Origin of the sequence: Paenibacillus sp. VT-400, assembly GCF_001029205.1 — a bacterium.
GTDB lineage: Bacteria > Bacillota > Bacilli > Paenibacillales > Paenibacillaceae > Paenibacillus > Paenibacillus amylolyticus.
Genome location: NZ_LELF01000059.1, coordinates 116,636 through 132,853, shown reverse-complemented (window position 1 = coordinate 132,853; position 16,218 = coordinate 116,636). Strand labels below are relative to the sequence as shown.

Below are 16,218 nucleotides of genomic sequence, written 5' to 3'. Positions count from 1 at the left end.
AATGGGAAAATCATTTGATCTGTCATTGGTTCTGGATTTCATCCCGGAACTGCTACGATATTTGCATATAACACTGATTGTACTGGGTGGTTCCATCGTGCTCGGACTGGTGGGCGGCGTGCTTCTGGCCGTCCCCCGGCTGTATCGGATTCCGGTACTAAGCCAATTGGCTACCCTGTACGTCTCATTCATGCGGGGCACACCGATCCTGATCAAATTGTTCCTGGTGTATTACGGACTTCCCGAGTTGCTCAAACCCATTGGCATCGACCTGTCGAGAACCGACCCGTTGTTATTTGTCATTGTGACCTATGCGCTTAGTGACGCGGCATCCTTTGCCGAGATCTTTCGCGGAGCGGTGCGCAGTGTGGATAAAGGTCAGACGGAAGCAGCCTATGCTGCGGGTATGACCACATTCCAGTCTTTTCGGCGGATTGTTGTTCCGCAGGCACTGATTGTTGCTTTTCCGAACATGGCCAATACGTTAATCGGTTCATTAAAGGATACGTCTCTGGCCTTCTCCATTGGTGTCATGGATATGGTGGGCAGAGGGCAGACGTTAATTTCGGCTACATCGCATGCACTTGAAGTGTATATCAGTCTGTCTGTGGTCTATTATGTCATTGTTATTGTGCTTGAAAAAGGATTTGCCTTTGCAGAACGCAGACTCCAGCGTCATGAACGTAAAAGAGTCGTACACAAACCGGCAATTCGAGCCAAACGCCTGAAAGAGGTTGTTCAAAAAGTCCGCTTTTGATTACGAATCATGCCTGGCGCATCGGTACTGAAAACCAGACTTTTTGAACTCTCACTGAAACGAATAGCGGGGTGAGCATATGTCGATTGATCTCCAGTTTATCTATACATCTTTTTTTCAAATCCTGAAGGCATTGCCACTGACACTCGTCATTACGATTGTTCCGTTGATTGCAGGCTTCGGAATCGGTCTGGCTACGGCTCTGATCCGTATCTATCGCGTGCGGTGGATTCACCGCATTGCTGACTTCTACGTTTCATTCCTGCGTGGAACACCGATGTTGATGCATCTATTCCTCATCTATTACGGTATTCCGATGATTATCGATAAGCTGGCGGAACGTTACGGTTGGGCTTTCCAATCCTCGTCGATTCCAATTCTCGTATTTGTACTGATTGCTTTCTCACTCACTGCGGGCGCCTATATGTCCGAGATTATCCGTTCAGGCATTCTTGCTGTGGATATCGGCCAGATGGAGGCGGCTCACGCTGTAGGCATGAGCACATTCCAGGCTTTAAGGCGTATCATCATCCCTCAAGCGATCGGGGCTGTATTGCCTAACCTGTGCAGTATGTTTGTTGGGTTCCTACATGGATCAACACTCGCTTTTACCGTGTCTCAGATGGACATCCTCGGTAAAGCGGATGTGGTGGCATCCGTCAGTCTGAAGTTTCTGGAGGCCTTTATCGCCGCAGCGTTCATCTATTGGGGGCTGACCATCATTGCCGAGCGGATCACTGCTCTGCTTGAGCGTCGGGTTGCCGTGTATAGCAAAGGAGGCGTGTCATGATTACACTAACCAACATACACAAAACTTTTGGCAAGCAGGAAGTATTGAAGGGAATTGATCTGACCGTGGAACAGGGCGATGTCGTAGCGATCCTTGGACCGAGCGGATCAGGTAAAACAACGCTGCTGCGCTGCGTCAATTTTCTGGAACGTGCCGATGAGGGCGAGGTTCAGATCAGTGGATTAACCGTTGATTGCAAGCATGCACGCAAACATGACATTGTGCAGCTGAGACGAAAAACGGCGATGGTGTTCCAGCATTATAATCTGTTCAAACACAAGACGGTGCTGGATAACGTCACGGAAGGTTTAATTATTGCCCAGAAAATGTCCAAAGCCGATGCCCACACGCGTGCCTTGCGCGTGCTTGAACAAGTCGGACTGTCTGCCAAAATCAATGAGTATCCAAGTATGTTGTCAGGTGGACAACAGCAACGGGTGGGCATCGCCAGAGCATTGGCACTGAATCCCGAAGTGATTTTGTTTGATGAACCGACCTCGGCGCTGGACCCCGAGCTTGTGGGAGAAGTGTTGTCTGTCATCCGCTCCATTGCTCAAGAGGGGATTACCATGATTGTAGTCACCCATGAAATGGGGTTTGCCCGTGAGGTGGCAAATCGGGTTGTTTTCATGGATGGAGGTTCCGTTGTGGAGGAAGGAACCCCGGAGGAGGTGTTTGTACGTCCCAAGCAGGAACGTACTCGCCAATTCCTCAGTCGATATTCTTCCGACTGGAGTTATGTCATCTGACGATATAGGCGCAAGCTGTAGTAACTGACGATCCCGGCCCGGCATATGCTGTAACAGGCAAATGCTGATAGGCCGGGTTTTTCTATGGGTGAAGCAGGCCGTGACGGTAAGGAGGAGGACCATGCAGAGCAAAATCGATGAAATCATCACACATATTGCACACTCTCACCAGCAGATCGCACGTGTGCTGGATGCCAAACGCCAAGTCGCTGTACGCATGTCTGAAATCATCAATCATTTGCCAGATATCGAACCGGAGTTGGATGGCGTTGACGGTCTGCTGGATAGCTCTGGGCAAATCAACAAAAGCATTATCTCTTACTTGGGGGGCCTTGCAGATCTGGAAGAGGCTGTAGCCGAAACGCTGACCCAAGTCATGCGGGAGATCGCGGTTCAAGAAGAAGAATAAGCCCGGAAGGCGGGTGAAGGAACATGAGTAGAGAACAGAGCCTCATTCTGATGCTGGACGCAGCAGCCAAAATGCAGTGGAATATTGCCCTGATCTTGGAGGCAAAAGCGATTGAGGCCGAGAAGGTACGGAACTGGACGCTGAATCATTTGAATGGGGATACCTTTCTGACGCATGGGGATCAGGTAGGCGAGCCGCTCAAGATGCATGATCAGCTGGTGGAATTGCTGGAAGGATTAACCCGGATGGAGACCGGACTGTGCAACAATCTCAAAGCGGTGATGGTACAGAACGACAGCGAAGATGGCGGCGGTATGGACGGTGGCATGTTTGGCGGCATGGATCTGGGAGACATGGGAAAATGAGTCTGATGCGGCGTGAGCAGGAAGCCAAACTGGCGCTCATTGAATCCATTGCACACAGTCAGCAGGCGCTGGCACGCATTCTGGACAGTGTAGCCAGTGTAACCGCTCATTCGGAAGTATCCGCCCGCAGTCTGGCCGAAAACATTCGTTTGCTGAGTCGCTATCAGGCAGAAATGTCTCGTATGGTTACGGGAATCAGGCTGGCCCGAATCCAGCATGGGGAGCCTGGCTTGCCGTGGCTCAAAGACCCCGGGTGTGCAATTCGTATCGTTCGGGACATACAGGAGGAATGTTGACATGTTAAAGAAGAAGAAAATACGACTGAGAACCAAAAGAGCTTTGTTAATCCGTGGAGCCCGTCTGCGCAAAATTCGCAAACTGCGTGCGCTCAGAGCCAAACGTGTTCTTCACAAACGCCCACTTAAAGGACGCAGTGCGTGGCTCAAAAAAAAGAAACGTGCGGTACGGCGGCACCGGAGTCCAAAGCCCGTACAACCAGTCGTCCCGGCTACCCCTACCGATCCGAACCCGGACGGTGCGTACAGTCAGGGATACAACGAGGCGTACAACGAGGGATTCAACGCGGGTTTCGCCAAGGGATTCGAGGACGGACATCAGCTGGCTTACAAAGCACAGTAACCGAGTAGACAGGATTATTCCTGCATGGAATGATACCTGTATAACAGTTAGCCCGGGGGGACAGATCCCTCCGGGCTATTTGCATCGCCGCAAAAGCGGACATGCCCGTACAGGCGGATGTGGAGGGCATGCGCCAATTTTGCGCCTTGCAGGACACCCGTCCATGATGCATCTGACCCCGAGGCATATCCTTTAGAGGGAAGACCAATCTCGGGGAGAGTCTGGAAGTGAGATCTCCTAAAGGAAGACAGGGTGAAGAATGTGGCAAAACGAAGGCACCGTCCGCTGACCGAAGCGGAAACAGCTTACCGCGGCGGATATGCAGAAGGCCGCAGATTTGGCGGCTGTCAAGCCATGATGGAGCGGGTGCAGATGTTTGAACCGACCCTGCGGGACATGAAGGTGTTATATATCCCGCAAGGATTCGATGCCATCGATGAAGGTGTTACCTTGGCTCTGCAGCAATCTGTACGTGAATGCGTTGTTGGATCGCCAGCAGCGATGTTGCAGGAAGCCAGTCAGCATCGGCCCGATGTTGTGCTCGTCATGAATGGTCTGCATGTATTTCCCGCAGATCATGTAGAGCAGGTGAATGGCATACGTGCACTCGGTATCCGAACTGCCGTGTGGTTTGTGGATGATCCGTATTTCACCGAAGATACAACGTCCCTTTGCCAGCACTATGATATCGTGTTCACGCATGAAGAGGCCGCGGTGCCCTTCTATCTGGGACATGGAGCGAACCAGGTTATCTATATGCCACTCGCGGTGAATCCAGGCATGTTTCAACCGCGGCGCGCGGCACCGCAGCATCAGCACGACATTTGTTTTATCGGTACCGGATTCTGGAACCGGATTGCCTTGTTTGATGAGCTGGCCCCTTTTCTTGCGGACAAAAAGGTATTCATTGCGGGTAGCCAGTGGAATCGGTTGGCACGCTTTGATGTACTAGGCCGTTTCATCCACGAAGGATGGATTGCTCCTGGAGAGACAGTAGATTATTACAATGGCGCCAAGATTGTCATTAACATTCACCGGACTTGCGAGAATGGGGAAGACAATCGCAATACACATCATCTTGAAGGTCACTCGATTAATCCACGCACGTATGAGATCAGCGCATGCGGCACAATGCAGATTACGGATGCACGTGCAGATTTACCCCGTTATTATAAGCCGGGATATGACATCGAGACGTTCACCAACGCAGCAGAACTTCAGCGCAAAATCCACTATTATCTGAAGCATGAAGAAGAACGACAGGCGATGGCGTGGCGTGGACTTCTCACCACGATGAACCAGCATACATTCACTCGTCGGATCGGTCAGTTGCTGGAACATTTGTAATTCCATCTGAAGTGCAGCACCAACGAGAACCCTATCCCAAAAAATAAAGGAGTGGCGGTATGTCTCTCAAACACCGTAAAACCAAAAAGGTTCATGCACCCGTACTGAGCCTGGCTGATCAAGCACGCAAAAATGGGCAACATGCCGGATATGACGCAGGTAAGGAAGAAGGATATCTGCGCGGTCGCGCCAACTATATTGTGAATTGTGCACAGGAACCGTTGCCTTTCCGACAGCTTCACGTGCTGTATGTATCCTCGGGTAAAGGCTTCCCTTACTCCCCGTTGGATGAGGCCATTATGGCCACGCTACAGGGTATGGTAGCTCAAGTAACCCTCTCTGATCCGCGTCAACCGGTTTCTGAGATTGCGCTGCAGACGCGTCCTGATCTTGTGCTTGTGCTGGATGGAATGGATATCCCCATCGAGCATATCGATGCGATTCGCCAAGCGGGTATTCAGACGGCGATCTGGCTCACGGATGACCCGTACTATACAGATATGACGCTGGATATTGTGACACATTTTGACCATGTCTTCACGTTGGAACTGAACTGTATCGATCTATATCGACAAATTGGCTGCGCGTCAGTTCACTACCTCCCTTTTGCCGCATTCACTAATCATTACTTTCCGATTACAACTCCTTCCCCATTAAAACGGGATGTCAGCTTTATCGGCTCGGCCTACTGGAACCGGGTATACTTCTTCAATCCAATCATGCCTCAGTTGATGTCACACAATACGGTATTTAACGGAATCTGGTGGGACCGTCTGCCTGACTATACTGCCTATGGCGAGAAGATTGAGCTCGGGCGCTGGATGAGTCCGCCGGAGACCAATGATGTGTACAATGGCACCAAAATTGTCATCAACCTGCATCGATCCCACGAAGATGATTCCGTCAATAATAATCACCTCAAAATCGCGCCAGCTTCACCTAACCCGAGAACGTTTGAAATTGCCGCGTCCACGACGCTACAGCTGACCGACGCCCGGGATGACATTGCGCGTTTCTACAAACCCGGTGTGGAGATTGAGACATATTCCTCGCCGCAGGAGTTACTCGACAAAGTGGAATATTATCTTACTCATGAAAAGGAACGCCGTGAGATTGCACTTCGTGGACTTGAACGTACACTGAAAGACCACACGTATGGCAAAAGAATTAATGAAATGTTAACCATCATATTCCCTTAATTCTGGCCGGGAGGAGGTGTGCACAGTACCCTGTATCGGATAATCGTGTACAGGGTCCGTGCGGCCATGGCAACGAAACCAAAGATGATGTTATTTTCACATGTGTGCAATACTCGCAGCATTACAGGTGCCGAGAAGCTACTGCTTCATTTTATGAGAGAGATCGGCACGATATTTGAATGTGTGCTCGTAGCCCCTCAGGAGGGGAAGCTTGCGGGGCTTGCGCGGAGATTCGGCATTCAGGTCAAAATATGCACTCTGCCGATGCTTCACGGTGTGTACACACCTTACCTGGGCATTGCAGATGATGCGGAGCAGCTTCGTCATACACCAGCGTATCAGGAAGCAGTCTCCCTAATACGGGAGACTGCTCCCGATATGGTGTTAACGAACACCTGCGTTAATGTGATGCCGGCTATAGCAGCAAAGTCCCTTCAGATTCCGGTCATCTGGAAGATTACCGAGATCATTCATACGAATGAACATACAACCGAGGCGGTCCAGATGATTGGCCGTTACGCGGATTGGATTATCGGTATATCCGAGACAGCTGTAGCCCCATTCCAGGAAGCCGGCATAGGTGACAAAGTGACCATCATATCCCCAACTTGGGAACCCGCGCTACCAGCACCGGACCGCTGGGTTCATCTGCGCGAACGTAAGCGTAAGGAGCTCGGTTTCAAATCATCGCAGACCTGTATCGGTTATATTTCTTCATTTATATATGATGCCAAAGGGTTGAAACCTTTTGTGGATATGGCCTTGAGGATCTGTGAAACACATTCGCGCTGTCGCTTCTGGATCATCGGGGCAGCATCGGATAAAAAGTATTACGACGAGTGTGTATCACGGGTGAAAAAATCTGGGTATTCACGTCGGTTTACCTTCACCACATTTGAAGAGAACGTATCTCTGGCGTATACCGCGATGGATATCCTGGTCATCCCAAGCATGGTCAAAGAAGGATTTGGCATGACCGCACTGGAGGGTCTCTATTTTGCCAAACCGGTCATCGCTTTTGCTCAGGGTGGACTGAAGGAATTAATGGAATCTGTAGGAAGTGATGCATTTCTGGCCCCGCCGGGTGATACCGAAGCGCTTGTCACCTTGGCAACAACCTTGCTGAATGATGCAGAGCTGGCCTCAAATACGGGGTGGCGTAATCGGACAGAAGCGGAAAGGCTCTACGGCGTTGAAACCTACCGAACGAAACTGCATACGATGGTGACACAGTGGTTATTGCGTTTTCCCGGATGGTTTGCTTATATCCAACCTCCGAATGGACCTGTGTATACCCATGGGGAGGGAGGACTACGCACTGTACTGGTTCTGGAGCCGACTACGGTTCGGGCACTATTATTCCCACTGACCGTCATACAGGCGTTGCCACATTCCTCATTACCTCCAATCGCATTGGGTCACGATACTCCTGCTGCCTCAGGTACTGTCCCGGCTGCAAAGCCGATTCAACAGAGGGGCAAAACGCGGAAACGTCGTCGCAAGCCACTTGCACCTCATTCTCGCCGAGACCGTGAGGGGCTGAAACGTACTTCCGGAACTGGCAGACGTAAGGGGAGAACCCGTACAACGAAGGGACCGCGTCCACATATGGGGAAATCGGCTAGTCGCAGACGCAAATCTGCCAAAGCGGGACGTAGCCGAGCAGGGCGCAAGGGTTCCAATACAAGATGAAGGCAGGGATTACGATGAAGATCATGACGGTGCTGGGTACGAGACCTGAGATCATACGGCTCAGCCTGATCATCTCCAAGCTGGACCAGTACGCGTCCAAACATATTCTGGTGCATACGGGACAGAACTTCACGGAAAGTCTCAGCGGTCTCTTTTTCAAGGAAATGGGCCTGCGCGCACCGGATTACGTTCTTCAGGATGAAGCGGCCACTCTGGGACGACAGCTATCCTCGATGTTTATGCAGATGGAAGATCTGATATTGCAGGAAAAGCCTGATAAATTGCTGCTGCTTGGCGATACCAATAGCGCATTATGTGCAATATTGGCTGAGCGCATGGGTGTTCCTGTTATTCATATGGAAGCAGGCAATCGTTGCTTTGACCTGGATGTGCCTGAGGAGAAAAATCGTAAGGTTATTGATGCCATCTCCACCGTTAATATGCCTTACACGGAACAGAGCAAGAAACATTTGGTCAGTGAAGGGGTACCAAGCAGGCGCATCGTGCTAACGGGCAATCCCATCTATGAAGTCATGCAGCACTACGACGCGCAAGTAAGTTCCAGCAAAATACTCAAAAAGCTCAAGCTGAAGTCCGGGCAATACTTCCTGGTTACTGCCCATCGAGCCGAGAATGTGGATCATGCCCCTCATTTGCTGGAGATTATGAAAGGACTGAACCAGGTCGCAGAGGAACACGGGTTGCGTGTGATCTGCAGTATTCATCCGCGTACAGCGATCCGGATTGCGGAGCATCTGCATCTGGAGATGAACCCGCTGGTGGAGTTTCACGAGCCGTTTGGATTCTTCGACTTTGTAATGCTTGAACGTCATGCACGCTGTGCGCTTACGGATAGCGGTACCGTGCAGGAGGAGTGTTGCATTATGGGCGTGCCGACCGTAACGATGCGTCGAACTACCGAGCGGCCGGAAACGGTCGATTGCGGCAGCAATGTAGTCTCCGGTCTGGATGCCGCGCGCATCGCTGATTGCGTGAAAGTCATGACAAAGATGTCTAGCGACTGGGATTGCCCGCAAGGTTACAAAGCCACAGATGTATCCAGTAAAGTGGTTAAATTTCTGCTTGGAGGGAAAATGCATGTTTGAAAATAAGCGTATACTCGTGACTGGCGGTACGGGATCATGGGGTTATGAACTTGTGGCTCAACTACTGCCCCAGCAGCCCAAAGAAATTATTGTATATTCCCGGAACGAGTCTAGCCAAGTAGCTATGAGTCGTGAATTTGAAGACCCGCGTCTTCATTTCCGGATTGGAGATATTCGTGACAAGGACGCTTTGACGGCGGCTTGCCAGCATGTGGACTATGTATTTCATCTGGCAGCGCTCAAGCATGTTCCGGTGTGTGAAGACCAGCCGTACGAAGCACTCAAAACCAATGTGATTGGTACACAGAACGTAATTGAGGCCGCTATTGAGAACAAGGTGGAAAAAGTAATCTATATCTCGACTGACAAGGCTGCCAATCCGTCCAACTTTTATGGCATGACAAAAGCGATCGGCGAGAAATTAATTGTATATGCAAACTTGTTACACAGTGATACCAAGTTTGTTACGGTACGGGGTGGGAATGTACTAGGAACAAATGGAAGTGTGGTACATCTGTTCAAGAATCAAATCCGCCAGAAAGGGCAGGTCTCCATCACGGATATGAGTATGACTCGATTCTTTCTTACGCTGAAGGATGCAATTACCTTGCTGTTCAAAGCTTCGGTGGAAAGTGTCGGCGGAGAGATCTTTGTCATGACGATGCCTACCTGCAAAATCGTTGATCTCGCGGAAGTACTGATTGAGGATTCCGGTGTGGAGAATGTGAGCATTGTGGAACGTGGCATTCGTCCAGGGGAGAAAATCCATGAAATATTGATGAGTGAATTCGAGAGCATGACCACCGTTGTTTACGATGAGCAGTACCTGGTAATTCTTCCTACCCTGGGCATACCGGGTCTGCGTGAACATTATACCAATTGTCCCCCGGTCTCCTTTAACAGTTTCAGTTCTGAACACCAACTCATGACCAAAGAGGAGATTCGTGAAATTCTGAAACGCGGAGGATTCTTGTCATGAAACTGCTGATACTTGGTGGAAACGGAATGGCCGGCCATATTTTGGTCGACTATTTCCGCCGTCAAGGTGTACACAGCGTCTTCTACACATCTCGGGATGTAACAGACCCCAATGGTCTGCTCCTGGATGTGAACGACAGCTTCATGGTTGATCGATTGGTAGAAGCTGTGCACCCGGATGTGATTATTAATGCTGTAGGTGTGTTGAACAACTTCGCAGATGAGGACAAAATTACTGCATATCATATTAATGGTTTCCTGCCACATCGTCTGCGGCGGGTTGCAGATACGATTGGTGCACGCCTGATTCATATCAGCACGGACTGTGTGTTCAGCGGAGAACGGGGAGCATATCGGGAAGATGATGTTACGGATGGGACTTCAGCTTACGCCATCACCAAAGCGCTTGGCGAAGTTCAGGATGAAGGTCATCTGACGATCCGTACGTCCATCATTGGACCCGAGATTCGCCAGGGCGGCATTGGTCTGATGCAATGGTTTATGTCCAGCACAGGTGAAGTCGGGGGGTATACCCGCGTATTCTGGAACGGTGTGACCACACTTGAGCTGGCCAAATGGGTAAACCATTACCTGGCCTCATCGGTTAGTGGTCTGATCCACTTAGCTCATCCGGCACCTGTCAGCAAGCATGACCTGCTTGTATTGTTCAAGCAGACCTGGGATAAGCAGGATGTGACGATTGTGCGTGATGACAGTGTAGTGCAGGACCGTACGCTGGTGTCCACTCGCGAGGATGTGAAGACAGACCTGCCGGATTATTCTACAATGCTGAAGGAGTTGGCATTATGGATGGAGCAGAGCTGAGAGGCAAAAAAGTGCTGATTACAGGCGCCTCCGGTTTTACCGGGCGACATGCCGTATCTTATTTTCGGGAAGTTGGTGCAGTGGTTGCGGCGGTAGTCCGGAGGCCGGATGTGTATTCATTTGGTAAAGGTGCACAAGTCCATGTCTGTGATCTGAACGATAAACAGCAAGTGCGTCATCTGATCGGCGAGGTGCAGCCCGACTATGTGCTGCATCTCGCTGGCAAAAATTCAGTGCCTGATTCGTGGTCTGATCCGCTACTGGTCTTGGAGACCAATGTGATGGCCGTGCTGTATTTGTTGGATGCGCTTCGCAGTTGTCCGACAGCACGAACCGTTATTGTAGGATCGCGGTTAAAATATACGCCGGAACCTGGCCGGATTCCCCAGCCTCCGCATCCATACAGCCTCAGCAAAGCGCTGGAAGAGATGGTGTCCTTGTCGTGGATGTCGCTCTTCGGACAACAGATCATGCTGGCGGAGCCAGGCAATCTGATTGGTGCGGGTCCTTCCACAGGCATCTGTTCACTGCTTGCACGCCATGTTGTTGCCTGTGAGCAGGCGGGTAAAACCGAGGCATTCCGTCTGTCCGGACGGGACAATACCCGTGACTTTCTGGATGTGCGGGATGCAGTCAGAGCGTATGCAACCCTCTTGATACAAGGGTCCAGTGGTACAGTATACCCGGTGGTGTCTGGAGTCGAGCGCAGTCTTGGTGAAATTGCAGATCTGCTGTTGTCCATGACAGAAGCGGAAGTGCCTGTTCGCTGGGATGGGGCATCTTCTGGTCCGGATGGTTCGGGGAAACAGGAGGAATTATCACTGCTGCGCAAGCTTGGCTGGCAGCCGATGATTCCATTTGCCACATCGCTTCAGGATATCCTGAGTGATGTTCGTGTCCAGCAAGGGAGGACGACAAGTTGAATCCGAGAGTATCCATTGTCATTCCATTCTACAACTGCCCTTATGTGCCTCAGGCGATTCAGAGTGCGCTGAACCAGACGTATCCCGATGTGGAGATCGTTGTTGTGAATGACGGTTCAACCCGGCATGCAGAGTTGCTTCAACCCTATCTTCCTTATATTCATGTGCTTGGCAAAAGCAATGGCGGGACGGCTTCGGCACTTAATCATGGCATCCGCCATGCCTCTGGTGATTATGTAGCCTGGCTCAGTTCGGATGATTATCTGTACCCGGATAAAATTCGTTATCAGCTGGAGTTTATGCAACGCGAGAATGTGCTCGTCTCACATACAAACTTTCACTATATCAACGAGCATTCGGCAGTTACCAAAATGCATGGTGGGCCTGAACCGATGTCGGATATGGATTTACTACGACGGTTTGTTAACGGCAATCCAGTGAATGGCTGCACGGTCATGATTCGCAAGGATCTCTTTAGCGGAGTGGGGCTGTTCGATGAACTTCTTCCCTACACCCATGATCTGGATCTCTGGATGCGTATTGTACTGAACGGTCATCGGTTCCCATACCTGAATGAACCGCTTACTGCCTATCGGTGGCATGGGGGTATGGGATCGGTACGTCATGCGGATGTCATCGGCAGAGAGGCATCCATGGTATGGTCCAGATATCGGGAACCGCTGTTGCAGCGAATAGCGACGCTTGGCGGGTAGCGTAGGGAGGGCAGTTAAGAAAGCCAAAAGATGGCTGATTAACGCCCTCTTTGCGCAGCATTTTACCTAAGACAGTAAGAGGAGGGGAAGGCCCGAATGGAGCCAAAAGTATCGATCGTCATTCCTTTTTACAATTGTGCTTATATCGAGCAGGCTGTTCACAGTGCCATTCACCAGACGTATCCGCATATCGAAGTCATCGTGGTGGATGATGGGTCAACCGAGCACGTGGAGCGGCTACAGCCATTCATGGATTCCATCCGCTATATTCGCAAGGAAAACGGTGGAACCGCGACAGCATTAAATGAGGGCATCAAACATGCAACAGGGGATTACTTTGTCTGGCTCAGCTCAGATGATGTGATGCTGCTGGATCGGGTGGAGAAACAACTGACGTTTATGCGCGAGGTCAAGGCTTCATTCTGCCATGGTGCCTACCATTATGTGAATGAGAAGAGTGAATGGTTGGATACGGTGCATCCGGAAGTGGGCAGTCGTCTGGAGATGTTGCAGGTACTGCTGGAAGGTTGTCCAATCAACGGCTGTACTGTCATGTTAGAGATGGCAGCATTTGAGCGGTTTGGACTGTTCGACACTGATTTTCGCTACACCCATGACTATGAGATGTGGATGAGGCTGTTTCCAATGTATGAGCTGTTCTACTACAATGAACCTCTGATGTGTTACCGATTGCATGAGTCGATGGGAACCAAACGTCACTTCAAGGCACTGGTTGCCGAGATGGAAAAAGTTCAAGAGAAGCATCGGCCTATTCTGTTTAACCTACTTCAGGTTGGCGGGTACTGGAAGTAGATGGATTTGGCAACGATGGCTGAATGAAATAGGTGTTAAATGGACAGGAGAGCACCCTTATGAAACACTTTTTAAGTGTTATAAGTGGAAGCTCTTTTTTTACTTTATGGACAGATACGTGGACACAAAGGGTGATCGATTGCTGAAGTCTCTGTATAATGAAATGATTCATACACGGAAGGGACTGGACTATGCGCAGATATCAATATCTTAAACCCAACTATTAATAAACTAATGGAGGTAAGAGTATTGATTACAGAGTTATACACAGAACGGTTATATTTGCGAAAAATGAACGTATCGGATGCGGCCAGCTTGTTTAAAATTTGGTCTGATCCGGATGTGACTAGATTTATGAATATCACTCATTTTACGGATGAAAATCAAGCTATAGCCATGATTAATCTTCTGAATGATCTTGCTCAGGAAAACAAGGCCATTCGGTTCTCTATCCTTGTGCAAGAGTCCAACGAAATCATAGGTTCATGTGGTTATAATGCACTGGATTTTGACAATCTCAAAGCAGAAATTGGGTATGACATTGCCAGATCACACTGGGGGAAAGGATATGCTACGGAAGCGATCTCTTCTTTGTTAGTTCATGCATTCTCGACCATGAAGCTGAATCGAATGGAAGCAAAGGTTGACCCCGATAATGTGAATTCTATCAAGCTATTACAAAAGCTCAATTTCACATACGAAGGCACCCTCAGAGCATACGAGAGGGCAGGCGAAACGTTCAGTGATCTGAATATGTATTCCAAGTTGGCGACAGATTAGAGAGATCTGGAATAGCGTGTTCTCGGTCCGTTAGAAAACATTTGAAACGAGAAGGGGGTGTCCTCAGTCATTCATATGACAGATGGGACACCCCTTGTTTGATATTTCGGCATGTTATATAAAGACGGCATATCATTGGACAACTCAATCTTTTGAATTCATGATCACCATGGATGCAGGATCGGGAAATACATATCCTTTAGGCAGCTTCTTCATCAATTCATTCATTACAGCGTAATCCACGTTGATGTGAGGTGTGGAAACTGGAGTCGAAAACCAGCGATTGTATAGATCACTTGGTACAAGTAACGTCATATCGAATGTCCTCCTCTGTAGATGGCTTCTTGGTAGACTTGAAATGTACGCAATCCCATCACTTCCAGTGAACGATGTTGTTCAGCCCAGGCTTTCGCCGCCGCACCCACTGTTCTCCGGGTAACATCATCCTCAAGTAGTGCATCCAACAGTTCACGGAGCGAGTCGACATCCTGCGGAGGAACAACCCATCCTGTGCGTCCAGGGTCAACCATCTCAGGCATGCCGGCTGTACCACTGACGATAACAGGTACACCCGCCAGTTGCGCTTCGGTAACGGAGAACGGCTGGGTGTCCTGCAGACTGGGCTGGACATAGATATCTGCATGGCGCAGGAAGGAAGGAATATTGTCCAGCTTGCCCCAGAACACAACATCGGCTCCAATACCCGTTGACGCGGCCTGTGACCGCAATTCATCAGTTAGATTGCCTTCTCCTGCGATCCAGCAGACCCAATCGGAACGTTTATTTTTCAGACTGGCTAAGGCCTTGATTAACACATGAACGCCCTTGATGTATTCAAGTCGTCCGGTAAAGGCAATGACTTTCTTGCCCGCAGGTGGTCGCTGGCGGAACTTCACAGCTGCTGAGGCACGGTAGGCTGGGAGATCTACAGCATAGGGAATCTGTCTGAACTTTGATTCAGGAACGGCAAGCTCTGTAAGCGTACTCTTGATCCAGTGGCTTGACACGAGAATGAGCTCGGACTGTGCTGCACTTCGCTCTTCCAATGAGAGAAAATAACGTCCACGCTTGGATTGCAAATATGAAGGGAGAGTAAGCTGTGGGTTGGAATTTTGAGCATCGTAAAAGGCTTCGCGTGCAAGAGCGCCATGATAGCTTGTAACCAGTGGGATATTGCGGTTCAAGATGCGTTTTATGGCTACGGCAGCTACCGGATCTTGCGCATGAATAACATCATAGTGGTCCACTCCCAGATAAGCGGCTGCCATCTCGAAGGCATATCTATTCAGTTCATAATAAGCGAGAAGAGGATCGGCAGTGAATTGTGGCAGATCAGTCGGATTGAGTTTGGCTTGCAACATGGGCCACACCTTATCCTTGGAGAAAGCTCGGTTCAGATTACGAACATATACTTCGTTATTGGCACCATTTGTGCCCATGATATCAACCTCTACACCAAGTGCGATTAACCTGTCGGCCAGTTGTTTAACATATGTCCATATGCCTCCCATATGTGTAAGCTCCCAATACGTAACGAGCAGAACTTTCATAGCGACCTCCTTGTCACGGCCTGCACCGGCCGAGCTTCTATCCTTTTATTCTATGAAAAAAGAGGACCGGAAGGTCGGGCATTTCCGTGTAATTGGTCGAAAATGGGTGAATGCAAATGGCAATGGACGAGAGGAAGCATATCCTATGTACAGGAAGGTTCATGTGCTCCGAAGGAGGGATCTACAGTGGCGGTATATTTACTTGAGATTCATGAGAATCTGTTACAGACATTTGTTCCCGTCAAGTACATGGATGTGGAGTTGGCCTATGTGGGCGGCGAGGAAGGGACGGATGTATTTGTTGGTGGAGCCAGTATTCACGGAGAACTGTACCGACACCTTTTTCACCTAACGTCAAATACGGGGGGAGCGGGCGGTAATCAGGTCATTCATAATCTGGATGTGTCATCCGAGCCTTATGAACTGAGGATCATCAGCAACAGTTCTTCACCGAAGCATCTGGTTATTCGAATATATTGCAGAAGTATTCACGGTCAGACATTGGGCATACTGTCAGAATATCAGATGATGAAGCTTGCAGATTGATATGGACATCATTGCATAATCATGATTAACCAACGTG

The 16,218-nt window shown here is 49.7% G+C and carries 20 protein-coding genes; 18 read left to right on the top strand and 2 right to left on the bottom strand.

The window, feature by feature from the left end; all coding sequences use genetic code 11:
* Position 1: 1 nt before the first annotated feature.
* The 17 genes from EL84_RS07475 to EL84_RS07395 all read left to right on the top strand — a co-directional run bounded on the left by EL84_RS07475 (position 2) and on the right by EL84_RS07395 (position 14,085).
* Positions 2-757, top strand: coding sequence for an amino acid ABC transporter permease (locus tag EL84_RS07475; RefSeq protein ID WP_036605839.1), 756 nt, complete (start codon positions 2-4; stop codon positions 755-757).
* A gap of 79 nt (positions 758-836) precedes the next feature.
* Positions 837-1,547 carry an amino acid ABC transporter permease gene (locus EL84_RS07470; protein ID WP_036673453.1) on the top strand — a complete coding sequence of 237 codons (711 nt, stop codon included), beginning with the start codon at positions 837-839 and terminating at the stop codon, positions 1,545-1,547.
* Positions 1,544-2,296: an amino acid ABC transporter ATP-binding protein gene (locus EL84_RS07465; RefSeq protein ID WP_047841235.1), complete on the top strand. Its 753-nt coding sequence runs from the start codon at positions 1,544-1,546 to the stop codon at positions 2,294-2,296. Before EL84_RS07470 ends, EL84_RS07465 begins: the two co-directional genes overlap by 4 nt.
* Before the next feature lie 121 nt (positions 2,297-2,417).
* A complete protein-coding gene (locus tag EL84_RS07460) occupies positions 2,418-2,705 on the top strand; it encodes a hypothetical protein (RefSeq protein ID WP_017692509.1) in 288 nt (95 codons plus the stop codon).
* Between the two features lie 23 nt (positions 2,706-2,728).
* Entirely contained in the window at positions 2,729-3,070 is a 342-nt protein-coding gene (locus EL84_RS07455; RefSeq protein ID WP_017692510.1) for a hypothetical protein, read from the top strand.
* Positions 3,067-3,366, top strand: a complete 300-nt coding sequence (locus tag EL84_RS07450) for a hypothetical protein (protein WP_017692511.1) — start codon at positions 3,067-3,069, stop codon at positions 3,364-3,366. The genes EL84_RS07455 and EL84_RS07450 overlap by 4 nt, the downstream gene beginning before the upstream one ends.
* A gap of 1 nt (position 3,367) precedes the next feature.
* A complete protein-coding gene (locus EL84_RS32120) occupies positions 3,368-3,709 on the top strand; it encodes a hypothetical protein (protein ID WP_051446920.1) in 342 nt (113 codons plus the stop codon).
* A gap of 252 nt (positions 3,710-3,961) precedes the next feature.
* Positions 3,962-5,056, top strand: a complete 1,095-nt coding sequence (locus EL84_RS07440; RefSeq protein WP_047841234.1) for a glycosyltransferase family protein — start codon at positions 3,962-3,964, stop codon at positions 5,054-5,056.
* Between the two features lie 59 nt (positions 5,057-5,115).
* Complete coding sequence (locus tag EL84_RS07435) at positions 5,116-6,255, top strand: glycosyltransferase family protein (RefSeq protein ID WP_047841233.1); 1,140 nt, start codon at positions 5,116-5,118, stop codon at positions 6,253-6,255.
* A gap of 66 nt (positions 6,256-6,321) precedes the next feature.
* Positions 6,322-7,947: a glycosyltransferase gene (locus EL84_RS07430; protein WP_152682973.1), complete on the top strand. Its 1,626-nt coding sequence runs from the start codon at positions 6,322-6,324 to the stop codon at positions 7,945-7,947.
* 14 nt (positions 7,948-7,961) lie between these two features.
* Positions 7,962-9,053, top strand: coding sequence for a non-hydrolyzing UDP-N-acetylglucosamine 2-epimerase (wecB, locus tag EL84_RS07425; protein WP_047841350.1), 1,092 nt, complete (start codon positions 7,962-7,964; stop codon positions 9,051-9,053).
* A complete protein-coding gene (locus EL84_RS07420) occupies positions 9,046-10,032 on the top strand; it encodes a polysaccharide biosynthesis protein (RefSeq protein ID WP_017692517.1) in 987 nt (328 codons plus the stop codon). The genes wecB and EL84_RS07420 overlap by 8 nt, the downstream gene beginning before the upstream one ends.
* Positions 10,029-10,856 (top strand): dTDP-4-dehydrorhamnose reductase family protein, encoded by an 828-nt coding sequence (locus EL84_RS07415; protein WP_047841232.1) that lies wholly within the window; start codon positions 10,029-10,031, stop codon positions 10,854-10,856. Before EL84_RS07420 ends, EL84_RS07415 begins: the two co-directional genes overlap by 4 nt.
* On the top strand, positions 10,838-11,779 hold the full coding sequence (locus EL84_RS07410) for an NAD-dependent epimerase/dehydratase family protein (RefSeq protein WP_047841231.1): 942 nt from the start codon (positions 10,838-10,840) through the stop codon (positions 11,777-11,779). Before EL84_RS07415 ends, EL84_RS07410 begins: the two co-directional genes overlap by 19 nt.
* Positions 11,776-12,492: a glycosyltransferase gene (locus tag EL84_RS07405; RefSeq protein WP_047841230.1), complete on the top strand. Its 717-nt coding sequence runs from the start codon at positions 11,776-11,778 to the stop codon at positions 12,490-12,492. Before EL84_RS07410 ends, EL84_RS07405 begins: the two co-directional genes overlap by 4 nt.
* A gap of 96 nt (positions 12,493-12,588) precedes the next feature.
* Entirely contained in the window at positions 12,589-13,305 is a 717-nt protein-coding gene (locus EL84_RS07400; RefSeq protein ID WP_047841229.1) for a glycosyltransferase, read from the top strand.
* 249 nt (positions 13,306-13,554) lie between these two features.
* Entirely contained in the window at positions 13,555-14,085 is a 531-nt protein-coding gene (locus EL84_RS07395; protein WP_047841228.1) for a GNAT family N-acetyltransferase, read from the top strand.
* A gap of 144 nt (positions 14,086-14,229) precedes the next feature.
* Here the strand turns inward: EL84_RS07395 and EL84_RS32230 are convergent, their stop codons facing one another.
* On the bottom strand, positions 14,230-14,400 hold the full coding sequence (locus EL84_RS32230; protein WP_179086550.1) for a hypothetical protein: 171 nt from the start codon (positions 14,398-14,400) through the stop codon (positions 14,230-14,232).
* The gene (locus EL84_RS07390; RefSeq protein WP_047841227.1) at positions 14,397-15,635 is read right to left on the bottom strand and encodes a glycosyltransferase family 4 protein; all 1,239 of its coding nucleotides are present in this window, start codon (positions 15,633-15,635) and stop codon (positions 14,397-14,399) included. Before EL84_RS07390 ends, EL84_RS32230 begins: the two co-directional genes overlap by 4 nt.
* Positions 15,636-15,821: 186 nt before the next feature.
* On the opposite strand from EL84_RS07390, the gene EL84_RS07385 reads away from it, so the two are divergent.
* On the top strand, positions 15,822-16,181 hold the full coding sequence (locus EL84_RS07385; RefSeq protein WP_047841226.1) for a hypothetical protein: 360 nt from the start codon (positions 15,822-15,824) through the stop codon (positions 16,179-16,181).
* The last annotated feature ends 37 nt before the right edge of the window (positions 16,182-16,218 follow it).

Bases quoted from the DNA above. Each gene is read 5' to 3' on its own strand.
- EL84_RS07475 (WP_036605839.1), top strand. From the start codon at position 2: ATGGGAAAATCATTTGATCTGTCATTGGTTCTGGATTTCATCCCGGAA.
- EL84_RS07470 (WP_036673453.1), top strand. From the start codon at position 837: ATGTCGATTGATCTCCAGTTTATCTATACATCTTTTTTTCAAATCCTG.
- EL84_RS07465 (WP_047841235.1), top strand. From the start codon at position 1,544: ATGATTACACTAACCAACATACACAAAACTTTTGGCAAGCAGGAAGTA.
- EL84_RS07460 (WP_017692509.1), top strand. From the start codon at position 2,418: ATGCAGAGCAAAATCGATGAAATCATCACACATATTGCACACTCTCAC.
- EL84_RS07455 (WP_017692510.1), top strand. From the start codon at position 2,729: ATGAGTAGAGAACAGAGCCTCATTCTGATGCTGGACGCAGCAGCCAAA.
- EL84_RS07450 (WP_017692511.1), top strand. From the start codon at position 3,067: ATGAGTCTGATGCGGCGTGAGCAGGAAGCCAAACTGGCGCTCATTGAA.
- EL84_RS32120 (WP_051446920.1), top strand. From the start codon at position 3,368: ATGTTAAAGAAGAAGAAAATACGACTGAGAACCAAAAGAGCTTTGTTA.
- EL84_RS07435 (WP_047841233.1), top strand. From the start codon at position 5,116: ATGTCTCTCAAACACCGTAAAACCAAAAAGGTTCATGCACCCGTACTG.
- EL84_RS07430 (WP_152682973.1), top strand. From the start codon at position 6,322: ATGGCAACGAAACCAAAGATGATGTTATTTTCACATGTGTGCAATACT.
- wecB (WP_047841350.1), top strand. From the start codon at position 7,962: ATGAAGATCATGACGGTGCTGGGTACGAGACCTGAGATCATACGGCTC.
- EL84_RS07420 (WP_017692517.1), top strand. From the start codon at position 9,046: ATGTTTGAAAATAAGCGTATACTCGTGACTGGCGGTACGGGATCATGG.
- EL84_RS07415 (WP_047841232.1), top strand. From the start codon at position 10,029: ATGAAACTGCTGATACTTGGTGGAAACGGAATGGCCGGCCATATTTTG.
- EL84_RS07410 (WP_047841231.1), top strand. From the start codon at position 10,838: ATGGATGGAGCAGAGCTGAGAGGCAAAAAAGTGCTGATTACAGGCGCC.
- EL84_RS07400 (WP_047841229.1), top strand. From the start codon at position 12,589: ATGGAGCCAAAAGTATCGATCGTCATTCCTTTTTACAATTGTGCTTAT.
- EL84_RS32230 (WP_179086550.1), bottom strand. From the start codon at position 14,400: ATGACGTTACTTGTACCAAGTGATCTATACAATCGCTGGTTTTCGACT.
- EL84_RS07390 (WP_047841227.1), bottom strand. From the start codon at position 15,635: ATGAAAGTTCTGCTCGTTACGTATTGGGAGCTTACACATATGGGAGGC.